We start from the raw sequence: 20966 nt of genomic DNA, 5'->3' as shown, positions 1-20966 counted from the left end.
ACCCGCTGGTTGAACGCGTGGGCGTTCGTAATTCCTGCCATTGGCAGAAACTACCCCGCCCACCCTACAACAGCTACAACAGCGCGTCGCGGCGCGCGGCCGCCAGTTCCTTCATCGCCCCCAGCTGCACCTCCGACAGCGCCCGATACGGAATCGGCAAGGTGCCGCGCTTGAGCACCATCATGAACCCGCACGAATAGGTGCGCACGCCGATCACGTCTTCCCACCCGATCAGGGTCACGCCCCCGCTGGTGCGCACGATGCCGTGCTGGTCGATGGTGAATTCGTAGGTGCGCCGTCCGCGGCCGGCCATGACGAAATGGAAGGCCGCACCGAGGGTGCTTTTCAGGCGCAGGTAGAGGCTGGCCGGAAAACGGATGCGCCGCCGGCGGATCAGGAAACCGCCGTGCTGCCACATGAAGCTGATGTATTCACCCAGCGTGTAGCGCACGAAGAAATGCAGTTCGGATACGGGAACGGGCGGCGCAGCCAATGGCACCGGGATGTCCACCGGGCCATCATCGACAGCACCCGTCAGCGGCACGTGCAGCAGCTTGTCGTCGGCCTGCTGTTGCACCAGCATGGCGACGGGCTTGTTGCTGCTGGCCGGTCTCGGGTGATTAAACGACAACATTGCGCATCCCCTGGTTATGATCCGAGCTCGAACCGGAATGGTAGCAAAACCTACCGGATAAGGCGTCGCAAGAGTTCAACAGTGCGCAGGGTGGCGCCGCGGTGGCGGCCTGCGAACGCAAGCGCGTGCGCACCCATGCCGGCGCGTGCCGCCTCGTCCTCGAGCAGGCGCAGCGCCGCTGCCACCAGCGCATCGGCGTCGGGCACGCGCAGGGCCGCGCCATCCAGCACCGCCTCGTCGGTCGCCTGGGCGAAATTGAACGTGTGTTCGCCGACCAGCACCGGCTTGCCCAGGGCACAAGCCTCGATCAGGTTCTGGCCGCCCAGCGGCAGCAGGCTGCCGCCGATGAAGGTGCAGTCGCAGGCGGCGAAGTAGGCGAACATTTCGCCCATCGAGTCGCCCAGCAGGACGTCGGCCTGGCCGATCCACGCCTCGATGCGCGAGCGCCGCAGCACGGACAGGCCGCGCGCCGCGACCAGCTTCTCGACCTCGTCGAAGCGCTGCGGATGGCGCGGCACGATCACGAGAAGCGTCGCCGGCAGCGCCCCGGCCGGCTTGTCGGCGGCGCGCAGCCAGGCGTCCAGGATCAGGGCTTCCTCGCCCTCGCGCGTGCTGGCGCACAGGAACACGGGGCGCGCGCCGATCTGCGCGCGCAGCCACGCCCCTTTATCCAGCGCGGCCTGCGGCGGCACCACGTCGAACTTGATGCTGCCCGTGACCTCGACCCGCGGCGCGCCGAGCGAGCGGACACGCGCGGCGTCCGCGTCGGTCTGCGCCGCCACCAGCGTGATGGCGTGCGCCGCGTCCATCATCAGGGCGCCCATTTTCTGGCCGCGCCGCAGTGAACGCTCCGACAGGCGCGCATTCACCAGCGCCACCGGCACCCCGCTGCCTGCGCAGCCGGCGATCAGGTTCGGCCACACCTCGGTTTCCATCAGGATGCACACGCGTGGCCGGAAGCCGCGCAGGAAGCGCCCCACCATGAAGCCGGTGTCGTAAGGCAGGTAGGACTGGACCACGCGCTCGCCATGGCGGCTGAACAGCGCGTGACCAGTGGCGCGCCCGGTCGGCGTCATGTGGGTGAGCAGGATGCGGGAGTCGGGATATTCTTTCAGCAGTGCCTCGACCAGGGGCTCGGCGGCGCGGGTCTCGCCGACCGAGACGGCATGCACCCACAGGGTCGGGCGGCGCGATGGCGCGGCATCGGGAAAGCCCAGGCGCTCGGCCCAGTGGGCGCGGTAGCCCGGCTCCTTGCGGCCGCGCCACCACAGGCGCCCCAGCACGAGCGGCAGCGCCAGCCACCAGGCCAGCGAGTACAGCCAACGATTCACACGGCCTCCAGCAGGCGGCGTGCGGCGGCGATCACGTCGGCGCTCGAGGGCGGCGCGCCCAGGTCGCCGAGGTTGAGGATCTTGTCCGACCAGTTGCCCTCGGTCTTCCACTTCGGCGAATCGCAGTAGATCTCGACCGTGGGGCGGACAAAAGCGGCGGCGATGTGGGTCAGGCCGGTGTCGACGCCGACCGCCAGCCGGGCGTGCTGGGCCACGGCGACGGCATCCATCATCGACAGCCTGGGCAGCACGCGCGCGTTCGGCAGGCTGCTGGCCAGCGCCTCGGCCTCCTGCATTTCCGGTGGCGAGCCCCAGGGCAACAGCACCGGCATCGGCGCCAGCGCGCGTCCCAGTTCGATCCAGTCGGCATGCGGCCACTTCTTGGCGTCGCGCGCGGTACCGTGGAAGAATACGGCGTAATCCTCCGCCGGCAGGAAGCTCGGCCGCGTGCTGGATTGGGGCGGCGGCAGCCCGAAATCGGGCGGGGTATCGGCGACATAACCGGCCGCATAACCCAGCGCGGCGCCGGCCACCATGCGGCCGCGCGCCACGGCGTGCGTGCGCGGGTCGAGTGGAATGCTGTCGGTGTGGAAGATGCGCGAGATGCCCTCGTAGCCCGAGCCTTCGCTGCCGTTGGCCAGGCCGACCTTCTTGCCGCCTTTGCGCACGCGGGCGGCGCCCATGATCACGCCGGTCTTGAGCAGGCCCTGGGTGTCGAACACGAAGTCGTATTCTTCTTCGCGCAAGCTGGAGAAGAAGGCCTTGATCTCGGCCCGCGTCTGGGCCTTGCCGAGACTCTTGCGCCAGCGCCGCAGCGCCCACGGGATGATCTTGCGAACGTGCGGGTTGAGGCGCACCAGGCTGGTGTAGCCCTCTTCCACCACCCAGTCGATGGTGGCGCCGGGATGGTGGCGCAGGATGTCGGCCACCATCGGCAGGTTGTGCAGTACGTCGCCCAGCGACGACACGCGCACCAGCAGGATCTTCAAATCTGCATCCTTAGAACGGCAGTTCGGCGTCCGGCTTGGCGGCCAGGATCACCTTCTTGAACTCGTCCTGGATGCGTGCCAGGGCTTCCGGGTTCTCGCCCTCGAAACGCAGCACCACCACCGGCGTCGTGTTCGACGAACGCGCCAGGCCGAAGCCGTCCGCGTATTCCACGCGCAGGCCGTCGATGCCGTTGATTTTCTCGGAGGTCGGGAAGGTGGCGTTGGCGCGCAGGCTGTCGATCAGGGTGAAGTTCTCGCCCTCTTTCAGGTGCAGGTGCAGTTCCGGGGTGCTGCTGGCGATCGGCAGGCTGTTGAGCAGTGCCGACGGATCAGCCTCCTTGGTCAGGATCTCGAGCATGCGCGCGCCGGCGTACAGGCCGTCGTCGAAGCCGTACCAGCGGTCCTTGAAGAAGATGTGGCCGCTCATCTCGCCGCCCAGCGGGGCGCCGGTTTCCTTGAGCTTGGCCTTGACCAGCGAGTGGCCGGTCTTCCACATCAGCGGCCGGCCGCCGGCTTTCTCGATCCAGGGAGCGAGGTGGCGGGTGCACTTGACGTCGTACAGGATCTCGGCGCCCGGGTTGCGCGACAAGACGTCGCTGGCGAACAGCATCATCTGGCGGTCGGGGAAGATGATCTGGCCGTCCTTGGTGACGATGCCCAGGCGGTCGCCGTCGCCGTCGAAGGCCAGGCCGATCTCGGCGTCGGTATCCTGCAGGGCCTTGATGAGGTCCTGCAGGTTTTCCGGGTGCGCCGGGTCCGGGTGGTGGTTCGGGAAGTGGCCGTCCACGTCGCAGAACAGTTCGACGACTTCGCAACCCATGCCGCGGTACAGGTCGCCGGCAAAGGCGCCGGCCACGCCGTTGCCGCAGTCGACCGCGATCTTGATCGGGCGCGCGATCTTGACGTCGCCAATGATGCGCTCGAGGTAGGCTTTGCTAATGTCGTGGGTGGCGTAGGCGCCGCGCTGTTCGGCAATCTTGCCGTCGTATGCGGCGATACTGTCGTGCAGCGCCAGGATGGCGTCGCCATGGATCGCCTCGCCCGCCATCACCATCTTGAAGCCGTTGTAGTCCGGCGGGTTGTGGCTGCCGGTGACCATGATGCCGGAGCGGGTGTCGAGCACGTTGGTACCGAAATACACCATCGGGGTCGCGACCATGCCGAGATCGATCACGTCCACGCCGGCGTCGCGCAGGCCTTCGCCCAGCGCGGCCGTGAGGCCGGGACCCGACAGGCGGCCGTCGCGGCCGATCACGACCTTGCGCTCTCCCTTCGCCAGGGCGGCGGCGCCAAACGCGCGGCCGATGTGGCGAGCGATCCCTTCGTCCAGCGTCTTGTCGATGACGCCGCGAATGTCATAGGCTTTGAAGATCGTTTTGGAGAGAGCAACCATGATGTCCTTGGAAAGCTGGGGCGCGGGCATGCAAAAGCAGCCAGAGACGCGGCAGGCGTCGACGCCGAATTATCGGTATGAAACTTGGAGGAATGACAAACCTGGGTATTGTAGCGGCAAGCGGCGTCCTTGGGGAATCGGACGGGCCGCTTGCGCCGGTATTAACGAGGCCGGATCAACCGGCCGGAACGATCAGACGCGCAGCTTGTCGAGCGACTTGCCGCCTTCGACCCATTCCTTGACCCACTTCGGCTGGCGGCCACGGCCGGTCCACTGCTGCGATGCATTGTCCGGATGGCGATAACGCACGGCCACGGTATTGCCCTTGGTCGAATTTCCCTTGCCGGCACCACGGCCGCCGGTTGCAAGCAGGTCCTTGAGGGGCACGCCAACGCTCTGCGCGATCGCCAGAATCTGTTCGCGCGCCTTTTGCACTTCCTGGACTTCGCGCGTTTTCATCTCCTGCTTGATTTGCTCCTGCAGGTTGCGCAAATCGCCTACGGACATATTGGACAGATCCATCGTCATTCCCTCGTATCAGTGAAAGGTTAAAACCAGAGCGCCTAACAAAAACCTCATTGCTGCCTTGTATCGCCCGGAGGGCTTTGTTAGACGCTCTAAACTTTGAAACAGCACGGCGAGATACTCACCAAATGTCGCGACATACTAACATTAAACATCTGAATTACGCTTTTTCTTGTGAAGAAAAAGCCAGCGTGGCGACTTAAATCGAACAATACGCGCATATAACCAGAGGTAACTGATTATAAACAACAAACTGAAGAAGATGAGCACTCCGGTGTTTTTCCAGAACACGGTCGCGGGAATCACGGCCATCAGCGAAAACAGCCATAAATAAGGCGAGGTGCGCGCGTTCCGCTTCATCAGTGCGCGCGCTTCGCGCGGCCCGACCGTCCATTGCACGATACGGCGGAATATCAAACTATGCAGATGAATACCGTCCGGCAGAGCCGGTGATTTACCGCGCACGAACATGCGGCGGTAGGCGGAGAATATCGTTTCGAATGCGGGATAAATCAGCAGCAGCGCGGCATACCAGGTGGACACGCCGGGATTGCGCATCACCAGCAGCAGCGCCAGTTCGCCGAGCATGAAACCGAGGAAGTAGGCGCCGCCGTCGCCGAGGAAGATCAGGCCGACCGGATAATTCCAGATCAGGAAACCGGCAGTGGCGCCGGCCACGATCAGTGCGGTCACCAGCACGAACATATCGCCCACCTGCAGCGCCACATACGCCAGCGACAGCAGCATGCAAATACTGACCATGCTGGCCAGGCCATTGAAGCCGTCGATGATATTCACGGCATTCGCGATGCCCGCCACCGCGAGCACGGTCAGCGGCAGCACGATGAGATTCAATTGCAGCGGCAGCACGCCCCAGGGCAGGTCGAGGCGCACGAGTTTCGCACCGAGCAGGTAATAGGCGAACAGTGCGGCGAGCATCGTGAGCAGCAGCCGGCGCGCCGGCGAAACGCGGCCGGTATAGTCTTCGACGATGCCGCCCGCCATGGCGATGCAGGCGCACCCGAGCAAGGATGCGAACCACGTTCCGAGTGCCGGTTCGCGCAATGTGGAAATCGCGGCGGCGAATAAGACACCGAGAAAGAGCGGCACTCCGCCGATGCGCGCAACGAGATGGGTATGGAACTTCTGCACGCCGCCATAATCTGTGTCGAGCGCGGTGCCATTGCGCTTCGCATACTTAATCACTAGCAGGGTCAGCAGCGCACAGGATACGAAACTGACAAAAAAGGAGAACATTATTATTCTTTCGGTGCAATTATGGTGAGTCGTTTCCGCCGTCGACTCCGCGAAAAAACCACGGCACTCTTATCTGGAATGCTGCACATTGTACCGGAATAGATGAGGTGCTTCGGACCCAAAATACGAATCTCCGGCGCGTCGTTCGACTGGATCAAATTCGCGCATGTTCGATCGCTGCGCACGCAGCGTATGATGGCGCCGCTGCGCCGCTGCACGAAATCATTTAGTATCGGCACAGCGGTCTTCGCATCACCCCACTTCGATAAAAACAACATGAGAACCTATGCCATCGGCGACCTGCAGGGCTGCGCCCACGAAGCCCAACTCCTGATCGAGCGCATCGCCGAGGACGCGCAGCGGCACGGCCAGGCGCAGCCGCGCATCCTGTTCGTCGGCGACCTGATCAACCGCGGTCCCGATTCGCTGACGGCGCTGCGCCGCATGAAGGCATTGTCCGAAGCGCATCCCGGCCGCGTCGAAGCCCTGCTCGGCAACCACGACCTGCACCTGATCGCGGTGGCGGTCGGCGCGCAGCGCGTCAGCCGCTCCGACACGCTCGACGAGATCCTGGCGGCGCCCGACCGCGATGCGCTGATCGGGTGGCTGCGTCAGCGCCCGCTGGCGATGTTCGTCGATGCGCACCTGCTGGTGCACGCAGGCGTCGCGCCCGAGTGGGACGCGGCCCAGACCATGGCGCTGGCGCACGAAGTGGAAAGCGTGCTGCGTGGCGACGGCTGGATCGACTTCCTGCGCGACATGTACGGCAACCAGCCGGACCAGTGGGACGACAGCCTGCGCGGCATCGCGCGGCTGCGCTGCATCGTCAACGCGCTCACGCGCATGCGCCTGTGCGCCCCGAGCGGCCGCATGGATTTCCTGCACAAGGAAAGCGAGAATGGGCCGGAAGGGTCGGGGCTGCTGCCCTGGTTCGACCTGCCGCAGCGGCGCACCCGCGACGTGACCGTGGTGTTCGGGCACTGGTCCGCGCTGGGACTGGTGTTGCGGCCGAACCTGGTGGGGCTCGACAGCGGCTGCGTGTGGGGCGGGAAGCTGACGGCGGTGTGCCTGGACGACCGCTCGCTGTTGCAGGTGGATTGTCCCGAGTATCGGGAGCACAGCGGTAAAAAGTGATGCCCGTTCGCGGACGGGTTTTGTAGCGTGGGCAGGTTTCCTGCCCACGCGTTCAGTCCGCGCAAGCGTTGCGGCAGAGCGTCCGATAGTTGAACGCGTGGGCGGCAGAGCCGCCCACGCTACTAATTAACGCTTGAGTTGCGAGAGATCGCGCACCGCGCCGCGGTCCGCCGACGTGGTCAGCGCCGCATACGCCTGCAGCGCCTGCGAGACATAGCGCTCGCGCCCCACCGGCTGCCAGGCGTCCGCCCCGCGGTCTTCCATCTTGCCGCGGCGGTGCGCCAGCTCCTCGAAACTGACGCGCAGGTTGATGGTGCGCGCCGGGATGTCGATGTCGATGATGTCGCCCTCCTCCACCAGCCCGATCGCCCCGCCCTCGGCCGCTTCCGGCGAGGCGTGGCCGATCACCAGGCCCGAGGAGCCGCCCGAGAAGCGCCCGTCCGTGAACAGCGCGCAGGCCTTGCCGAGGCCCTTGGACTTGATGTACGAGGTCGGGTACAGCATCTCCTGCATGCCCGGCCCGCCCTTCGGGCCTTCGTAGCGGATGATGACCACGTCGCCTGCCGCGACCGTGTCACCCAGGATGCCCTCGACCGCCGCGTCCTGGCTCTCGAACACGCGCGCCTTGCCGGAAAACCTGAGGATGCTCTCGTCCACGCCCGCGGTCTTGACGATGCAGCCCTTCTCCGCGATGTTCCCGTACAGGACCGCCAGGCCGCCGTCCTGCGAATAGGCGTGCGCGCGGTCGCGGATACAGCCGTTGCTCCTGTCCAGGTCGTTCGAGTCGAAGCGCTCGGACTGCGAGAACGCGACCTGGGTGGGCACCCCGCCCGGCGCCGCGCGGAACAGCTGGTGGACGTCCGGGTCGTCGCTGCGCTTGATGTCGAACTTCTCGATCGCCGCTTCAAACGTGGCGCTGTGCACGGTCGGCAGCGAGGTGTCGAACAGCCCGGCGCGCGCCAGCTCGCCCAGGATCGCGAAGATGCCGCCGGCGCGGTGCACGTCTTCGATGTGGTACTTGTCGGTCATCGGCGCCACCTTGCACAGGCAGGGCACCAGGCGCGAGATGCGGTCGATGTCGGCCATCGTGAATTCCACGCCGGCTTCGTGCGCCGCCGCCAGCATGTGCAGCACGGTGTTGGTGGAGCCGCCCATCGAGACGTCGAGCGCCATCGCGTTCTCGAACGCCGCCTTGGTGGCGATCGAGCGCGGCAGCACCGAATAATCGTCCTGTTCGTAGTGGCGCTTGGCGATCTCCACGATCAGGCGGCCGGCGCGCAGGAACAGCTCCTTGCGGTCCGAGTGGGTGGCGAGGACGGTGCCGTTGCCCGGCAGCGACAGACCCAGCGCCTCGGTCAGGCAGTTCATCGAATTCGCCGTGAACATGCCCGAGCACGAGCCGCAGGTCGGACAGGCCGAGCGCTCGACCTCCGCCACATCGGCGTCCGACACCTTGCTGTCGCCGGCCTGGATCATGGCGTCGACCAGGTCGAGCTTGATGATCTTGCGGTCATTGTTGACCACCTTGACCACCTTGCCCGCTTCCATCGGACCGCCCGAGACGAACACCACCGGGATGTTCAGGCGCATCGCGGCCATCAGCATGCCGGGCGTGATCTTGTCGCAGTTCGAGATGCAGACCATGGCGTCGGCGCAGTGCGCATTGACCATGTACTCGACCGAGTCGGCGATCAGGTCGCGCGAGGGCAGCGAGTACAGCATGCCGCCGTGGCCCATGGCGATGCCGTCGTCCACGGCGATGGTGTTGAATTCCTTGGCCACGCCACCGGCCGCTTCGATCTCGCGCGCCACCAGCTGGCCCAGGTCCTTCAGGTGCACGTGGCCGGGCACGAACTGGGTGAAGGAGTTCACCACCGCGATGATCGGTTTTTCGAAGTCGCCATCCTTCATGCCGGTGGCGCGCCACAGGGCACGGGCGCCGGCCATGTTGCGGCCCTGGGTGGTGGTGCGGGAACGGTAGGTGGGCATGCTGGTCTCCTCAAGCGGCAACAATCAATGCACCAGCGTGCCACCGCGGCTGTGAGTTGTCCAGTATATGATTTAGTGCCCTGTGATACGTTTTACATATCACAGCAGAGCGCGGCGGCGACGGCATCGTGTGCCGCCTGCGCCAGCTCGCGGCGATGGGCGCCAGCTGCCTCGATCGGCGCCAGGGCCTGCAGGCGCGCGCGCACCGGTTCGCCCTCCAGGATCGTGAACAGGCTGTCCACGAAGGTCGTGTCGCCGACGTAGTCGACCGAGCGGTGCAACTCCCCGCGCGCGTCGACATACGACAGCGCGTAGGGCTGCACCGCCACCTTCGCGTCGATGGCGGCTTCGAACAGGTTGGCGTGGAAAGGCAGCACTTCGCCCTGGATCGACGTGGTTCCCTCCGGGAACAGGGCGACGCGCTGGCCCTCCTGCAAGACCGTGACCAGGCCCTTGAAGATGTGGCGCAGCTCGCGCCGGTTGCCGCGCGCGATGAACACGGTGCCGGCGCCGGCCGCCAGCCAGCCGAGGACCGGCCAGGCGCGGATCTCGGCCTTGGCCACGAAACGGCAGGGATGCAGCGCGTTGATGACGAAGATGTCGAGCCAGGAGACGTGGTTGGCGACGATCAGTGCGTGTTCGAGGATAGTTGCACCGTCCACCTGCTCGACCGTGACGCGGCACAGGCCGAGCAGCTTGCGCGACCAGCGCCGGGTGAGCCGCTCGCGCGCGCGCAGCGAAACGAGCGGAAACACCAGCGCGCAGGTCGCCAGGCCCGCCACCAGGTGGACCATGACGCGCGCCAGGCGCAGAGCAAGTTTGAGCTTCACGACGTTAAATTAAAGGCATGCGGGCGGCGGGCGCCGCCCGCGCCGCTCAGCGCTGGAAAGCCACGCGGCCGCGCACGAGCGTCGCACGCACCTGCCCGGCCAGCTCGTAGCCGAGGAAAGGCGTGTGCTTGCCCTGGCTGGCCAGCGCCTTGCGCTCGACCTTCCAGCGCGCCTCCGGATCGAACACCACCACGTCGGCCGCCGCGCCCACCGACAGCGTACCGGCCGGCAGGCCGGCGACGCGCGCCGCGCTCGATGTCACCTTGTCCAGGGCCTGCGCCAGCGCCTTGTCGCTGTCCTGCTCTTGCGCCCACTTCAGGCTCAGGGCCAGCAGCAGCTCCAGGCCGGTGGAGCCCGGCGTCGCTTCGGCGAAAGGCAGCAGCTTCTCGTCGTCGTCCACCGGGGTGTGGTCCGAGCAGACCGCGTCCACGGTGCCGTCCAGCAGCGCGTTGCGGATCGCGTCGCGGTCGCGCTGGCTGCGCAGCGGCGGGTTGAAGCGCGCGTTGGGGTCGAAGAAGCCGATGTCGGCGTCGGTCATGTGCAGGTGGTGCACGCCGACGTCGCAGCTCACCGCCAGGCCCTCCTTCTTGGCGGCGCGCACCAGCTCGAGCCCGGCGCTGGATGACATGCGGCACAGGTGCACGCGCGCGCCGGTGGCACGCATCAGCTCAAAAATGGTGTGCAGGGCGATGGTCTCGGACATGACGGGCACGCCCGACAGGCCCAGGCGCGAGGCCAGCGGCCCGCTGTGGGCCACGCCGCCGCGGCCGATGTGGGCGTCCTGCGGGCGCAGCCATACGGTGTAGCCGAAGGTTTTTGCGTACTGCATGGCGCGCAGCAGCACGGTGGTGTCCAGCACCGGTTCCTCGGCCTGCGAGAAGCCGATGCAGCCGGCTTCGGTCAGCTCAGCCATCTCGGTGAGCGCCTGGCCCTTCAGGCCCATGGTCAGCGCGCCCAGCGGGTGCACGTTGGCCTGGTCCAGGATGCGCGCGCGGTGCTTGAGCATTTCCACCAGGCCCGGCTCGTCCAGCACCGGGTCGGTGTCCGGCGGGCACACCAGGGTGGTCACGCCGCCCTGCATTGCCGCCTTCATCTCGGATTCCAGCGTCGCCTTGTATTCATAGCCCGGCTCGCGCAGGCGCGCGGACAGGTCGACCAGGCCGGGCGCGACCACCAGGCCGCTGGCATCGATGGTCTGGTCGGCGACAAAACCGTCGGGAGCAGTGCCGAGGGCGGCAATGACGCCATCGGCGATAAAGAGGTCCGCGACCTGGTCGATGCCGTTCGCCGGGTCGATCACGCGCCCGTTCTTGATATGAAGTTTCATCCTTGCCAATTTCACGCCCTGCCTCCCGCCAAAATGCTCATCACTGCCATCCGTACCGCGATGCCGAAGGTTACCTGCGGCAGGATCACCGCCTGGCTGCCGTCGGCCACCGCCGAGTCGATCTCGACGCCGCGGTTCATCGGGCCCGGATGCATCACGATCGCGTCCGGCTTGGCCAGCGCCAGGCGTTCCGGGGTCAGGCCGTAGCTCTTGAAGTATTCCTGCGCCGACGGCAGCAGCGCGCCGCTCATGCGTTCGTTCTGCAGGCGCAGCATGATGATGACGTCGACGTCCTTCAGGCCCTCGTCCATGCTGGTGAAGGTGCGCACGCCCATTTCGGCCAGGCCGCCCGGCAGCAGCGTGTGCGGGCCGATGGCGCGCACTTCCGGCACGCCGAGCGTGGTCAGCGCGTGGATGTCCGAACGCGCCACCCGGCTGTGCAGGATGTCGCCGACGATCGCCACCCGCAGGTTGGTGAAATCCTTCTTGTAATGGCGGATCGTGTACATGTCGAGCAGGCCCTGGGTCGGGTGCGCATGGCGGCCGTCGCCGGCGTTTACCACGTGCACGTGCGACTGGTTGGTCTCGACCAGGTGCTTGGCGATCAGGTAGGGCGCGCCCGACTGCGCATGGCGCACCACGAACATGTCGGCGTGCATGGCCGACAGGTTGTCGATGGTGTCCAGCAGCGACTCGCCCTTGCTGGCCGACGAGGCCTGGATGTTCAGGTTGATGACGTCGGCCGACAGGCGCTTGGCCGCGATCTCGAAGGTGGTACGGGTGCGCGTGCTGTTCTCGAAGAAGAGGTTGAACACGCTTTTCCCGCGCATCAGCGGCACCTTCTTGACCTCGCGGTCCGAGATGCCCACGAAGCTCGACGCGGTGTCGAGGATGTGGTTGATGACCGACTTGGGCAGGCCTTCGATGGTGAGCAGGTGCTGCAGCTCGCCGTTCTTGTTCAGTTGCGGGTTATTAAACAGTTTCGGCATGGTCGGCAGATGGGGACGAATCTTCTTCAATGGTCAGCGAAAGTTGGCCGTCGTCGCCGCGCTGCAGGCACAGCGACTGCCTGGGCGCCAGCTCGGCGCGGGTGCCGACATAGTCGGGCGCCACCGGCAGCTCGCGCCCGCCGCGGTCGGCCAGGGCCGCCAGGCGGATGCAGGCCGGGCGACCGTAGTCGAACAGCACGTTGATCGCGGCGCGCGTGGTGCGGCCGGTCTGCAGCACGTCGTCCACCAGCACCACCGTGGCCCCGTCCACCGGGAAGCGGATGTGGGTCGGTTTCACGTCCGGGTGCAGGCCCTTCTTGGCATAGTCGTCGCGGTAGAACGAAACGTCGATGGTGCCGAAACGCGCGGTGAGGTCGAGGTCGCGCGCCAGGCGCTCGGCCAGCCAGGCGCCACCCGAATGGATGCCGACGATGGCGGCGTCGGGCACGCCGGCCAGTCCGGCGCGGACCTGGCCCAGCAGTTCGCGGTACAGCGCTTCCGCGTCGTACGCTTGGTTAGATGTTGGCATGAGGGTCAATGAGCGTCAAAGTATTGTTGCAAAATGATGGCGGCCGCCTTGGCGTCGATGATCTCGCCGCGCTTTTGCGGGATGACGACGGAGGAATAACGCTCGTCGACGAGTTCGACAGGCAGGCTGAAGCGGCCGTGGAGCTGGTTGGCGAAGCGCCGGCTGCGCAGGGTCATGTCGTGCTCGGCGCCGTCGGGATGGCGCGGTTCGCCCACGATGAGGCGCGCCGGCTTCCATTGTTCGATGAGTTCGCCGATGACCTGGAAACGGGTGGCATTGTCGATGGCCTTGATGACCGTCAAAGGCTGGGCCTGCCCAGTGAGGGTATTGCCCATGGCAATGCCGATGCGCTTGACACCAAAATCAAAACCAAAAACGATGTCAACCACGAGGTTCGAAGCCCCCGTTACGCATGGCCAGCTTCAGTAGCAAGCATGAGAGGGTCGATCCCCAGCAGTTTGATGGCGGCGGTATAGCGTTCGTCGATCGGCAGGTCGAACAGGACCTTGGCGTCGGCGCCCACGGTGAGCCAGCCGTTGCGAGAAAGTTCTTCCTCGAGCTGACCCGGGCTCCAGCCGGCATAGCCGATCGACACCAGCATGCGGGCCGGGCCGGCGCCGCTGGCGACCGCCTCCAGCACGTCGATCGAGGTCGTGAAGGCGACGTCGTCGGTCACCGTGAGCGAGGACGAGAAGCGTCCGCCCGGCGAATGCAGCACGAAGCCGCGGTCGTCCTGCACCGGACCGCCGAACATGATCGGCTGCTCCACCACCGAGGAGCGCAGGCCCGGCGACAGCTTCAGGTCGACGCGGTCGAACAGCACTTCCATCGTCATGTCGGTCGGCTTGTTGATGACGACGCCGAGCACGCCTTTTTCGTTGTGCTCGCAGACGTAGACGACGGTGCCGCCGAAGATCGGATCCTGGATCGAGGGCATCGCGATCAGGAAATGATTAGCAAGGTTCAGCCCGGACGAAGCAGGGCCAATCTTTCCCAGCGCTTCGTCGTGTTCCGGTGGCATGCCGGGCATCGGTAGAGTGCTGCCAACTTTGCTTTTTTTCATACGCTAACTCTCACATGGGCTCACTCTGGTTGATCAACCGGTAGGCCGGCCGCCAGGTCCTGCGACTTAGTGTTCACGACACAATATTACGCTTTTCGATAGTTTACACCGAATCGGTCCTGAGCCCATGGAAGCGCCTCGCAGCATACGCTTTCCGCTTCCCGTCACGCCCGCCTTACCGACCCGGGTCTGACCCGCCCTGCGATGAATACAGATCCGTTAGGAGTAATCCTACCCAGTAAAATCGGCCGCCACTTTGACTCTGCACACGATGATGAATATGAGCAATTCTTTGGTCTGGTTCCGGCGCGACTTGCGGGCATTCGACCATGCAGCCCTCCACCGGGCCTTGACGTCGTCCAATTGTGTGTACTGCGTTTTTGTATATGACAGCGACATTCTCGACCCGCTGCCGCGCGACGACCGCCGTGTGCGGTTCATCCACGCCAGCCTGGCGAGCCTCGACGCCGAGCTGCGCCGGCTCGGCGGTTTTCTGATCGTGCGGCAGGGCCGCCCTCTTGAAGTGGTTCCCGCGCTCGCCACCGAACTGGATGTCGACGCGGTGTTCGTCTGTGCCGATTATGAACCCGACGCGGTGGAACGCGACGCACGGATGAAAGCACGGCTCGCAGCCGAAAGTAAGAAATTTCTGCGTTTCAAGGATCAGGTGATCTTCGAGCAGGACGAGGTGCTGACGCTGGCCAAGGGACCGTTTTCGGTGTTTACTCCTTACAAGAATGCCTGGCTCAAGCGCCTGGCCGCGATGCCGGAGACGCTGGCGGCCTACCCGGTCGATCCCTATGCGCAGGCTTTCGCGCCGCCGCCCGGGCCGGCCAGCTTGCCCTCGCTCGCCGAGATCGGCTTCGAGCCCGGGCCGCCGCCGCTGCCGGCGGGGATGGAAGGCGCGGAAGCACTGTTCGAGCGCTTCGTAGCGCGCATGGCGGCCTACGGCACGGCGCGCGATTTCCCCGCCGAGGACGGCACCTCGCGCCTGTCGACCCACCTGCGCTTCGGCACGACCTCGATCCGCCACCTGGTGCGCACGGCGCGCCAGATGATGGAATCCGGCCTGGGCGGTCCCGGCGCCTCGGTCTGGCTGTCGGAACTCATCTGGCGCGACTTCTATTCGATGATTTTGGCGCGTCACCCGCAGGTAGTGACGCAATCGTTCAAGCCGGCCTTCGACGCGCTGGCCTGGGATACCGGGGATGAGGCCGATGCGTTATTCGCGGCCTGGTGCGAAGGCCGCACCGGCTATCCGCTGGTGGATGCGGCGATGGCGCAGCTGAACCGGACCGGTTTCATGCATAACCGGCTGCGCATGGTGACGGCCAGTTTCCTCACCAAGGACCTCGGGATCGACTGGCGCCGCGGCGAACGCTATTTCGCGCTGAAGCTGAACGATTATGAGCTGGCCTCGAACAACGGCGGCTGGCAGTGGGCGGCATCGACCGGCTGCGATGCGCAGCCGTGGTTCAGGATCTTCAACCCGGTGACGCAGTCGCAGCGCTTCGATGCGCACGGCGACTTCATCCGGGAATGGGTGCCGGCCCTGGAGCGGCTCGGCGCCAAGGAGATCCATGCGCCGTGGCTGGTGAACACGCAGGCGCTGGCGGACAAGGGCGTGTTGCTGGGGCGTGACTATCCGCTGCCCGTTGTCGAACACGACGAAGCGAGGAAGCGGACGCTGGAGCGGTTCGGGGTGCTGAAGAAGGCTGGGGCCGCCCACCCTACCTAAGCAAACTCTCAATCGCCGCCAGCAGCACCGGCTCCTGGTAGGGCTTGCCGAAGTAGGCATTCACGCCCAGTCCCAGCGCGACATTGCGGTGCTTGTCGGCCGTACGCGAGGTGATCATGATGATCGGGATCGCGCGGGTGGCGTCGTTGTTGCGCACTTCGCGCGTCAGGTCGAAGCCGTCCATGCGCGGCATCTCGATATCCACCAGCATCAGGTCGGGCTTTGCCGCGTCGATCTGCTCGAGCGCGTCGATCCCGTCCTTGGCCAGCATCACCCGGTAGCCTTCACGTTCCAGCAGGCGCTGGGTCACGCGGCGCACCGTGATCGAATCGTCCACCACCATGATGGTCGGGCGCTGCGGCTGCGCGGCCTCGTCGGCTCCGCCCGCACGTGGCGCCGCGGGACGCTGGGCCAGCGCCACCGGATCGAGAATCAGCACGATCTCGCCGGTCCCCAGCACCGTGGCGCCGGCAATGCCCGGCACCCGGGACAGCTGCGGACCGATGTTCTTGACCACCACCTCGCGGTTGCCCAGCACCTCGTCCACGCGCAGCGCGATGCGCCCGCCGGCGCCGTGCACGACCAGCACCGGATTCAGGCGCTGCAGCGTGCCGCCGCCCGCCGGTTCTCCCAGCAGCGTATCCAGCGCATGCAGCGGATGCGGCTGTCCTGAAACCGCGATCGCCCCGGAAACCTCCGCGGCGGCCAGCTCGGTATCGCGCACCTGCATCACCTGCTCGACCAGCGTCGACGGCAGCGCATGGGTGCGCCCGCCGCTGGCGACCAGCACCACTTGCGCCACCGCGAGCGTCAAGGGCAGGTGGATCGAAAAGCGCGTGCCCTTGCCCGGCTCGGTCGAGACCACCACGCGGCCGCCCAGCGCCTGCGCTTCGGAGCGCACCACGTCCATGCCGACGCCGCGGCCGGCCAGCTCGGTGAGGGTGTCGGCGGTGGTGAAGCCGGGTTCGAAAATCAGTTCGGCGGCCTCGGGGTCGGACACCTCGGCGTCCTGCCCGAGCAGCCCCAGGTCGCGCGCCTTGCGGCGGATGCGCGCCAGGTCCAGCCCGGCGCCGTCGTCGCTGAACACGATCGCCACCTCGTTGCCGTGCTGGCTCACCTGCACCAGCACTTCGCCGGTCTCGGGCTTGCCCCCGTCGACGCGCGCGGCACGGGCTTCGATGCCGTGCACGATCGCATTGCGCAGCAGGTGCTCGAAAGGCGCCGCCATCTGTTCCAGCACGCTGCGGTCGATTTCCACCGAGCCGCCGCGGATATCGAGGTTGACGCGCTTCTCGAGTTCCTTGGCGGTCTGGCGCGCCACCCGGAACAGGCGCTCGGACAGGTTCGCGAACGGCACCATGCGCACCCGCATCAGGTCGCGCTGCAGGTCGCGGGTCATGCGCGACTGCGCCGCCAGGTCGTCGGCCGCGCTGTCCACCGTGCGCGACAGCCCTTCGTGGAAGGCTTCCACGTCGTTCACGCTCTCGGCCATCATGCGCGTCAGTTCCTGCAGGCGCGTGAAGCGGTCGAACTCGAGCGGGTCGAATTTCTGCTCGCCGGCGATCGACAGGGTCGATGCGATCTGCGATTCGGCCTGCATCTCGATCTCGCGCATCTGGCGGCGCAGGCGGTCGAGGTTTTCCGAGAAGTCCGACAGCGCGCCCTTGAGCGAGCCCACCTGGTTTTCCAGGCGCGAGCGCGTGATCGACACTTCGCCGGCCTGGTTGACGACGCGGTCGAGGATGTCGGCGCGCACCCGCACCAGCGGGGCGCGGCTGCCCGGCTGCTCGGCGGGGGCCGGCGCTGCCGCAGCTGCGGGCGCCGCGTTCGAGGGCTGCTGCAGCTGCTCGAACAGAAGCAGGGCGCCGTCGTAGTTCGCCAGCAGTTCGTCGAATGCCGCAGGGGTGCTTGTCCCGGCATGCACCATGTTCTCGATCTGGGTTTCCAGCTCGTGGGTATGCTGGCCGAGGCGCATCGCGCCGGCCATGCGGGCGCTGCCCTTTACCGTGTGCAATGCCCGCTGCAAGCCCTGCGCGATGGCGTGGTCTTGCGGATTCTGCTGCCACTGGCGCAGGCCGTTGCCGATCTGCGGGAACAGGTCGGCGCCCTCTTCCAGGAATACCGGCAGCAGGTCGGGGTCGAGTTCGTCGCCGAAGGCGGCGCCGGTGGCCAGGTCGCTGTCGGTCGGCGCCGGCGCAGGTGCGGGCGTTGGTGCACTCTCCAGCTGCGGCTGCGCTTGCGCTTCAGCTTCGGCCACCGCGGATTCGGGCGGCGCGTCCAGCACCGCTTCGTCGGGCGTGACCGGAACGAATACGGGCTCCGGTTCGGCGGGTGCGGCCTGGTCGAGCGCCGGGGCGGCGAAGGGGTCGTCGCCGAAGCTGTCGAACAGGTCGTCGATCTCGCTGGCCGCGCCGGCCTGCGCTTGTTCCTGGCCCTGTTCCTGGCCTTGTTCCTGCGCGCGCTCTTCCAGGTCGGCGGGCGGCGGCTCGGCCAGCAGCTCGCCGTAGGCGGCGGCGAACAGGCGGTCGAGCTGCTGCGCCAGGGCCGGGTCCGCTTCGCCGTACACGGCGGCGGCCTGCTGGCTGGCCAGGCGTTCGAGCAGTGTGCCGAGCTGGCCGATCAGGTCGGGCTGGGATGGCGCCAGTTCGCCCAGGGCGAACACCTGCAGCATCGTGCCCGCGCGCGCCAGGGCCGCGTCGAGCAGCGCGCGTCCGTCGTCGTCGAGCTGCGGGCCGGGCGCCGCCAGTTTTTCCAGTACCAGTTCGAGCGCATGGGCGACGTCGTGCAGGGCGGTGTAGCCGACCGTGGACGAGGTGCCGCCCAGCGTGTGCGCCGCCTTCAGCGCTTCCTGCGAGGCGCGTCGCTGCGGGTCGAGCTGCCAGGAGTCGAAGTCCTGCGCCAGCAGCTGCACCAGGGTCTCGGCTTCCTCGAGGTAGACCGTGTACAGGCCGCGCGGAATCTCGAGTTCGCCGATGCGCTTGGTGTCGGGAGACGGAGCCGGTTCCGGCACGATGACGTCGTCGAGCGTCGGCACTTCTTCGGTCTCTCCGCCCTCCTGCACGCGGGCCGCCAGCGCCACGATGGCCGCGCTGTCGCGCGCCGAATTGCCGCTGGCCGCCAGCTCGGCCACCCAGCTGGAGAGTTCCGCGTGCGCCTGGCGCAGCAGTCCGAGCAACGCGGGCGTGGCGCTGCGCGCCTCGGACAGCCACAGGTTCATGACGCGTTCGACCGCGGCCGCGGCGTCGGCGAAGCGCTCCAGGCTCACCATGCGGCTGCTGCCCTTGAGCGTGTGGAAGGCGCGGCGCAGCAGCGTCAGGGTCTCCTGGCTGGCGGGATTGTCTTCGGCCTGCGGCAAGGTCTCCAGCACCAGGCCCAGCACTTCCTGCGCCTCGAGGATGAAGATCTCGAGCAGCTCCGATTCGATCGTCGCTTCCTGCGCCTGGGGCGCCTCCTGCGGCACGGCGGCGGGCTCCAGCGCGGTCTCGACGAATTCGAAGGGCAGCTCCAGCAACAGGCGCTTGTGCGGGTCGAAGCTGAAGCGGCCCTTGGCCGCCTCGCCGTTCTGCGCCAGCAGGTCGCTGAAGAAGCCAAGCGCACCGATGTTCTGGGCGATGTTGTGCAGCAGGCTCGATTGCGCCGTCACATCGCCGTCGCTGCCCGCCAGGACACGCACCTCGCCGGCCACGTGGCGCACGGCCTGCACCGCCTGGTCCTGGTCGAGGATCGCCAGGGCGCCCAGCAAGCCGTGCAGCACCGGCTCGGCCTGGACCAGGGTCTCGCGCTTGCCGGGGTTGTCGTAATAATCGTCGAGCAGCTTCTCGACCTGGCGCAGGCCGGCCTTGATCTCGCCGGCCAGCACCGCCACGGTCTGGCCCTGCTGGATCTGGCGCGCCAGCTCGCCCTGCCAGTGCGGGGCATCCGGCGGGGTTTCGCCGGCGGCCAGCGCCAGCAGGCGCGCACCGACCGCTTCGGCATTCTCGGCAAAATCATCGGGCAGCTGGCGCAGCTGGTCCAGGCCGTTCTCGACGAACAGCATGGCGGCCGCCATTTCCAGCCCGAAGTCGTCGCTGCGGCCCGCCTGCATCGCATCGGTCGCGGCGCGTCCGAGTTCGCGCATCAGCTGCGCCAGCGCCGGCGCGCCCAGCTTTTCGCTGGCGCCGGCCAGGCGCGAGAGCTGCTGGTTGAAATCGTCCTTCACCTCGAGGTCGCCCTCGGTGGCGATGCGGTCCCAGTCCGATTTGGTGCGGGCCAGGGCGTCGCGCGCCTCCTGCAGCGTGGCCTGGTCGATGCGGCCGTAGCGGCGTGCGGCGTAGTCGTGCGGCACCAGGCCGTCCAGGCCGCAGGCCCGGCGCAGGCGCTGGGCATCGGCGTCCGGCTCGCTTGCCGCGCCTTCGGCCGCGGCGACGAAGAACAGCGCATCGCGCAGCAGCGCGTCCGGCGTGCCGCCCTGCCCCTGCGACAGGCGGCGCAGCTGCATGTTGACATGGCCGAGCAGCTGCTTCACATACAGGTCGCTCTCGACCGCACCCGTGGCCACCACGCCGGCAAAGGCGCGCAGCGCCTCCCAGAACAGGCGCGCGCGCGGATCTTCCTGGCTGGCCGCGATCGGCGCCAGCGCATCGCGCATGCCGGCCGCATGCTGCGGGTCGCCGCTCTTCAGGTAGGGCAGCAGCGCTTTCTCGAAGCGCGCGCGGCAGGCGGCGATATCCGGCGCCGCGGCCGCCGCCGGCGCGTGCAGCTGCACGTCCTTGCCCAGGTCTTGCGGCAGCAGGTCGGACGGGTGGATGCGCTCGACGCCCAGCTGCTCCTGCAGGTCGCGGTAATAAGGGAACAGGCGCGCCGGCTGCTGCGGGCTGCCCCCGAGCAGCTCGTCGAGGTATTCGACCAGTGCCCCATAGGCATCCTGCACCGCCTTGACGGAGTCCGGGGTGCAGGCGGGCTGCCCATCCTTGAAGCCGTCGATCAGGCGCTCGGCCGCGCCCGCGAGCACGCCGACGCCGTCCACGTCCACCATCTGCAGGGCGCCATTGGCCTGGTGCAAGTGGGTCTTCGCGTGCAGCAGCAGGGTCGGCTGCGCCTCCAGGCTGCGGTTGGCGGCGTCGCGCAGGGCCATGCCCGAGCGTCCCAATGCATCCCTGATCTCGCCGATCACCCAGGACAGGGGGCCGGTATCGAAGAGAGGCATGCGCTGGGATGAAGGCTTGGTCATGGGTTCTTTGTGCGACGATTCTTGATGCG

The 20966-nt window shown here is 66.9% G+C and carries 16 protein-coding genes; 2 read left to right on the top strand and 14 right to left on the bottom strand.

Features of this window, described 5'->3' with window-relative positions:
- Positions 1 to 73 precede the first annotated feature (73 nt).
- From AC56LU_RS05660 to AC56LU_RS05635, 6 genes are all read right to left on the bottom strand, one after another.
- Entirely contained in the window at positions 74 to 634 is a 561-nt protein-coding gene (locus AC56LU_RS05660) for a YcxB family protein (protein WP_497174629.1), read from the bottom strand.
- A 50-nt stretch (positions 635 to 684) separates the two neighbouring features.
- On the bottom strand, positions 685 to 1965 hold the full coding sequence (waaA, locus tag AC56LU_RS05655; RefSeq protein WP_497174628.1) for a lipid IV(A) 3-deoxy-D-manno-octulosonic acid transferase: 1281 nt from the start codon (positions 1963 to 1965) through the stop codon (positions 685 to 687).
- Positions 1962 to 2954, bottom strand: coding sequence for a lipopolysaccharide heptosyltransferase I (gene waaC, locus AC56LU_RS05650; RefSeq protein WP_497174627.1), 993 nt, complete (start codon positions 2952 to 2954; stop codon positions 1962 to 1964). The genes waaA and waaC overlap by 4 nt, the downstream gene beginning before the upstream one ends.
- Before the next feature lie 10 nt (positions 2955 to 2964).
- Entirely contained in the window at positions 2965 to 4347 is a 1383-nt protein-coding gene (locus AC56LU_RS05645; protein ID WP_497174626.1) for a phosphomannomutase/phosphoglucomutase, read from the bottom strand.
- Between the two features lie 192 nt (positions 4348 to 4539).
- A complete protein-coding gene (locus AC56LU_RS05640; protein WP_497174625.1) occupies positions 4540 to 4869 on the bottom strand; it encodes an H-NS histone family protein in 330 nt (109 codons plus the stop codon).
- A gap of 150 nt (positions 4870 to 5019) precedes the next feature.
- Positions 5020 to 6129, bottom strand: a complete 1110-nt coding sequence (locus AC56LU_RS05635; protein WP_497174624.1) for an MraY family glycosyltransferase — start codon at positions 6127 to 6129, stop codon at positions 5020 to 5022.
- Between the two features lie 276 nt (positions 6130 to 6405).
- Here AC56LU_RS05635 and AC56LU_RS05630 point away from each other — a divergent pair, with 276 nt between their 5' ends.
- Positions 6406 to 7263, top strand: a complete 858-nt coding sequence (locus tag AC56LU_RS05630) for a symmetrical bis(5'-nucleosyl)-tetraphosphatase (protein WP_497174623.1) — start codon at positions 6406 to 6408, stop codon at positions 7261 to 7263.
- Between the two features lie 126 nt (positions 7264 to 7389).
- Here AC56LU_RS05630 and ilvD read toward each other — a convergent pair whose 3' ends face one another.
- The 7 genes from ilvD to AC56LU_RS05595 form a co-directional block, all read right to left on the bottom strand.
- On the bottom strand, positions 7390 to 9252 hold the full coding sequence (gene ilvD / locus AC56LU_RS05625; RefSeq protein WP_497174622.1) for a dihydroxy-acid dehydratase: 1863 nt from the start codon (positions 9250 to 9252) through the stop codon (positions 7390 to 7392).
- A gap of 92 nt (positions 9253 to 9344) precedes the next feature.
- Positions 9345 to 10082, bottom strand: coding sequence for a lysophospholipid acyltransferase family protein (locus AC56LU_RS05620; protein ID WP_497174621.1), 738 nt, complete (start codon positions 10080 to 10082; stop codon positions 9345 to 9347).
- Between the two features lie 46 nt (positions 10083 to 10128).
- Positions 10129 to 11409, bottom strand: coding sequence for a dihydroorotase (locus AC56LU_RS05615; protein WP_497174620.1), 1281 nt, complete (start codon positions 11407 to 11409; stop codon positions 10129 to 10131).
- Between the two features lie 11 nt (positions 11410 to 11420).
- Complete coding sequence (locus tag AC56LU_RS05610; protein ID WP_497174619.1) at positions 11421 to 12398, bottom strand: aspartate carbamoyltransferase catalytic subunit; 978 nt, start codon at positions 12396 to 12398, stop codon at positions 11421 to 11423.
- Positions 12382 to 12927 (bottom strand): bifunctional pyr operon transcriptional regulator/uracil phosphoribosyltransferase PyrR, encoded by a 546-nt coding sequence (gene pyrR / locus AC56LU_RS05605; RefSeq protein WP_497174618.1) that lies wholly within the window; start codon positions 12925 to 12927, stop codon positions 12382 to 12384. The genes AC56LU_RS05610 and pyrR overlap by 17 nt, the downstream gene beginning before the upstream one ends.
- Before the next feature lie 5 nt (positions 12928 to 12932).
- Positions 12933 to 13262 carry a Holliday junction resolvase RuvX gene (gene ruvX / locus AC56LU_RS05600; RefSeq protein ID WP_497174719.1) on the bottom strand — a complete coding sequence of 110 codons (330 nt, stop codon included), beginning with the start codon at positions 13260 to 13262 and terminating at the stop codon, positions 12933 to 12935.
- A 71-nt stretch (positions 13263 to 13333) separates the two neighbouring features.
- Entirely contained in the window at positions 13334 to 13948 is a 615-nt protein-coding gene (locus tag AC56LU_RS05595) for a YqgE/AlgH family protein (RefSeq protein WP_497174617.1), read from the bottom strand.
- Positions 13949 to 14264: 316 nt separating this feature from the next.
- Here AC56LU_RS05595 and AC56LU_RS05590 point away from each other — a divergent pair, with 316 nt between their 5' ends.
- Positions 14265 to 15728 (top strand): cryptochrome/photolyase family protein, encoded by a 1464-nt coding sequence (locus AC56LU_RS05590; RefSeq protein WP_497174616.1) that lies wholly within the window; start codon positions 14265 to 14267, stop codon positions 15726 to 15728.
- Here the strand turns inward: AC56LU_RS05590 and AC56LU_RS05585 are convergent.
- On the bottom strand, positions 15721 to 20937 hold the full coding sequence (locus tag AC56LU_RS05585) for a hybrid sensor histidine kinase/response regulator (protein ID WP_497174615.1): 5217 nt from the start codon (positions 20935 to 20937) through the stop codon (positions 15721 to 15723). The two genes, AC56LU_RS05590 and AC56LU_RS05585, sit on opposite strands and share 8 nt — an antisense overlap.
- Positions 20938 to 20966: the final 29 nt, after the last annotated feature.

The organism is Telluria sp. PB2R4 (genome assembly GCF_059685695.1).
This window is presented reverse-complemented; position numbering and strand designations above follow the sequence as displayed.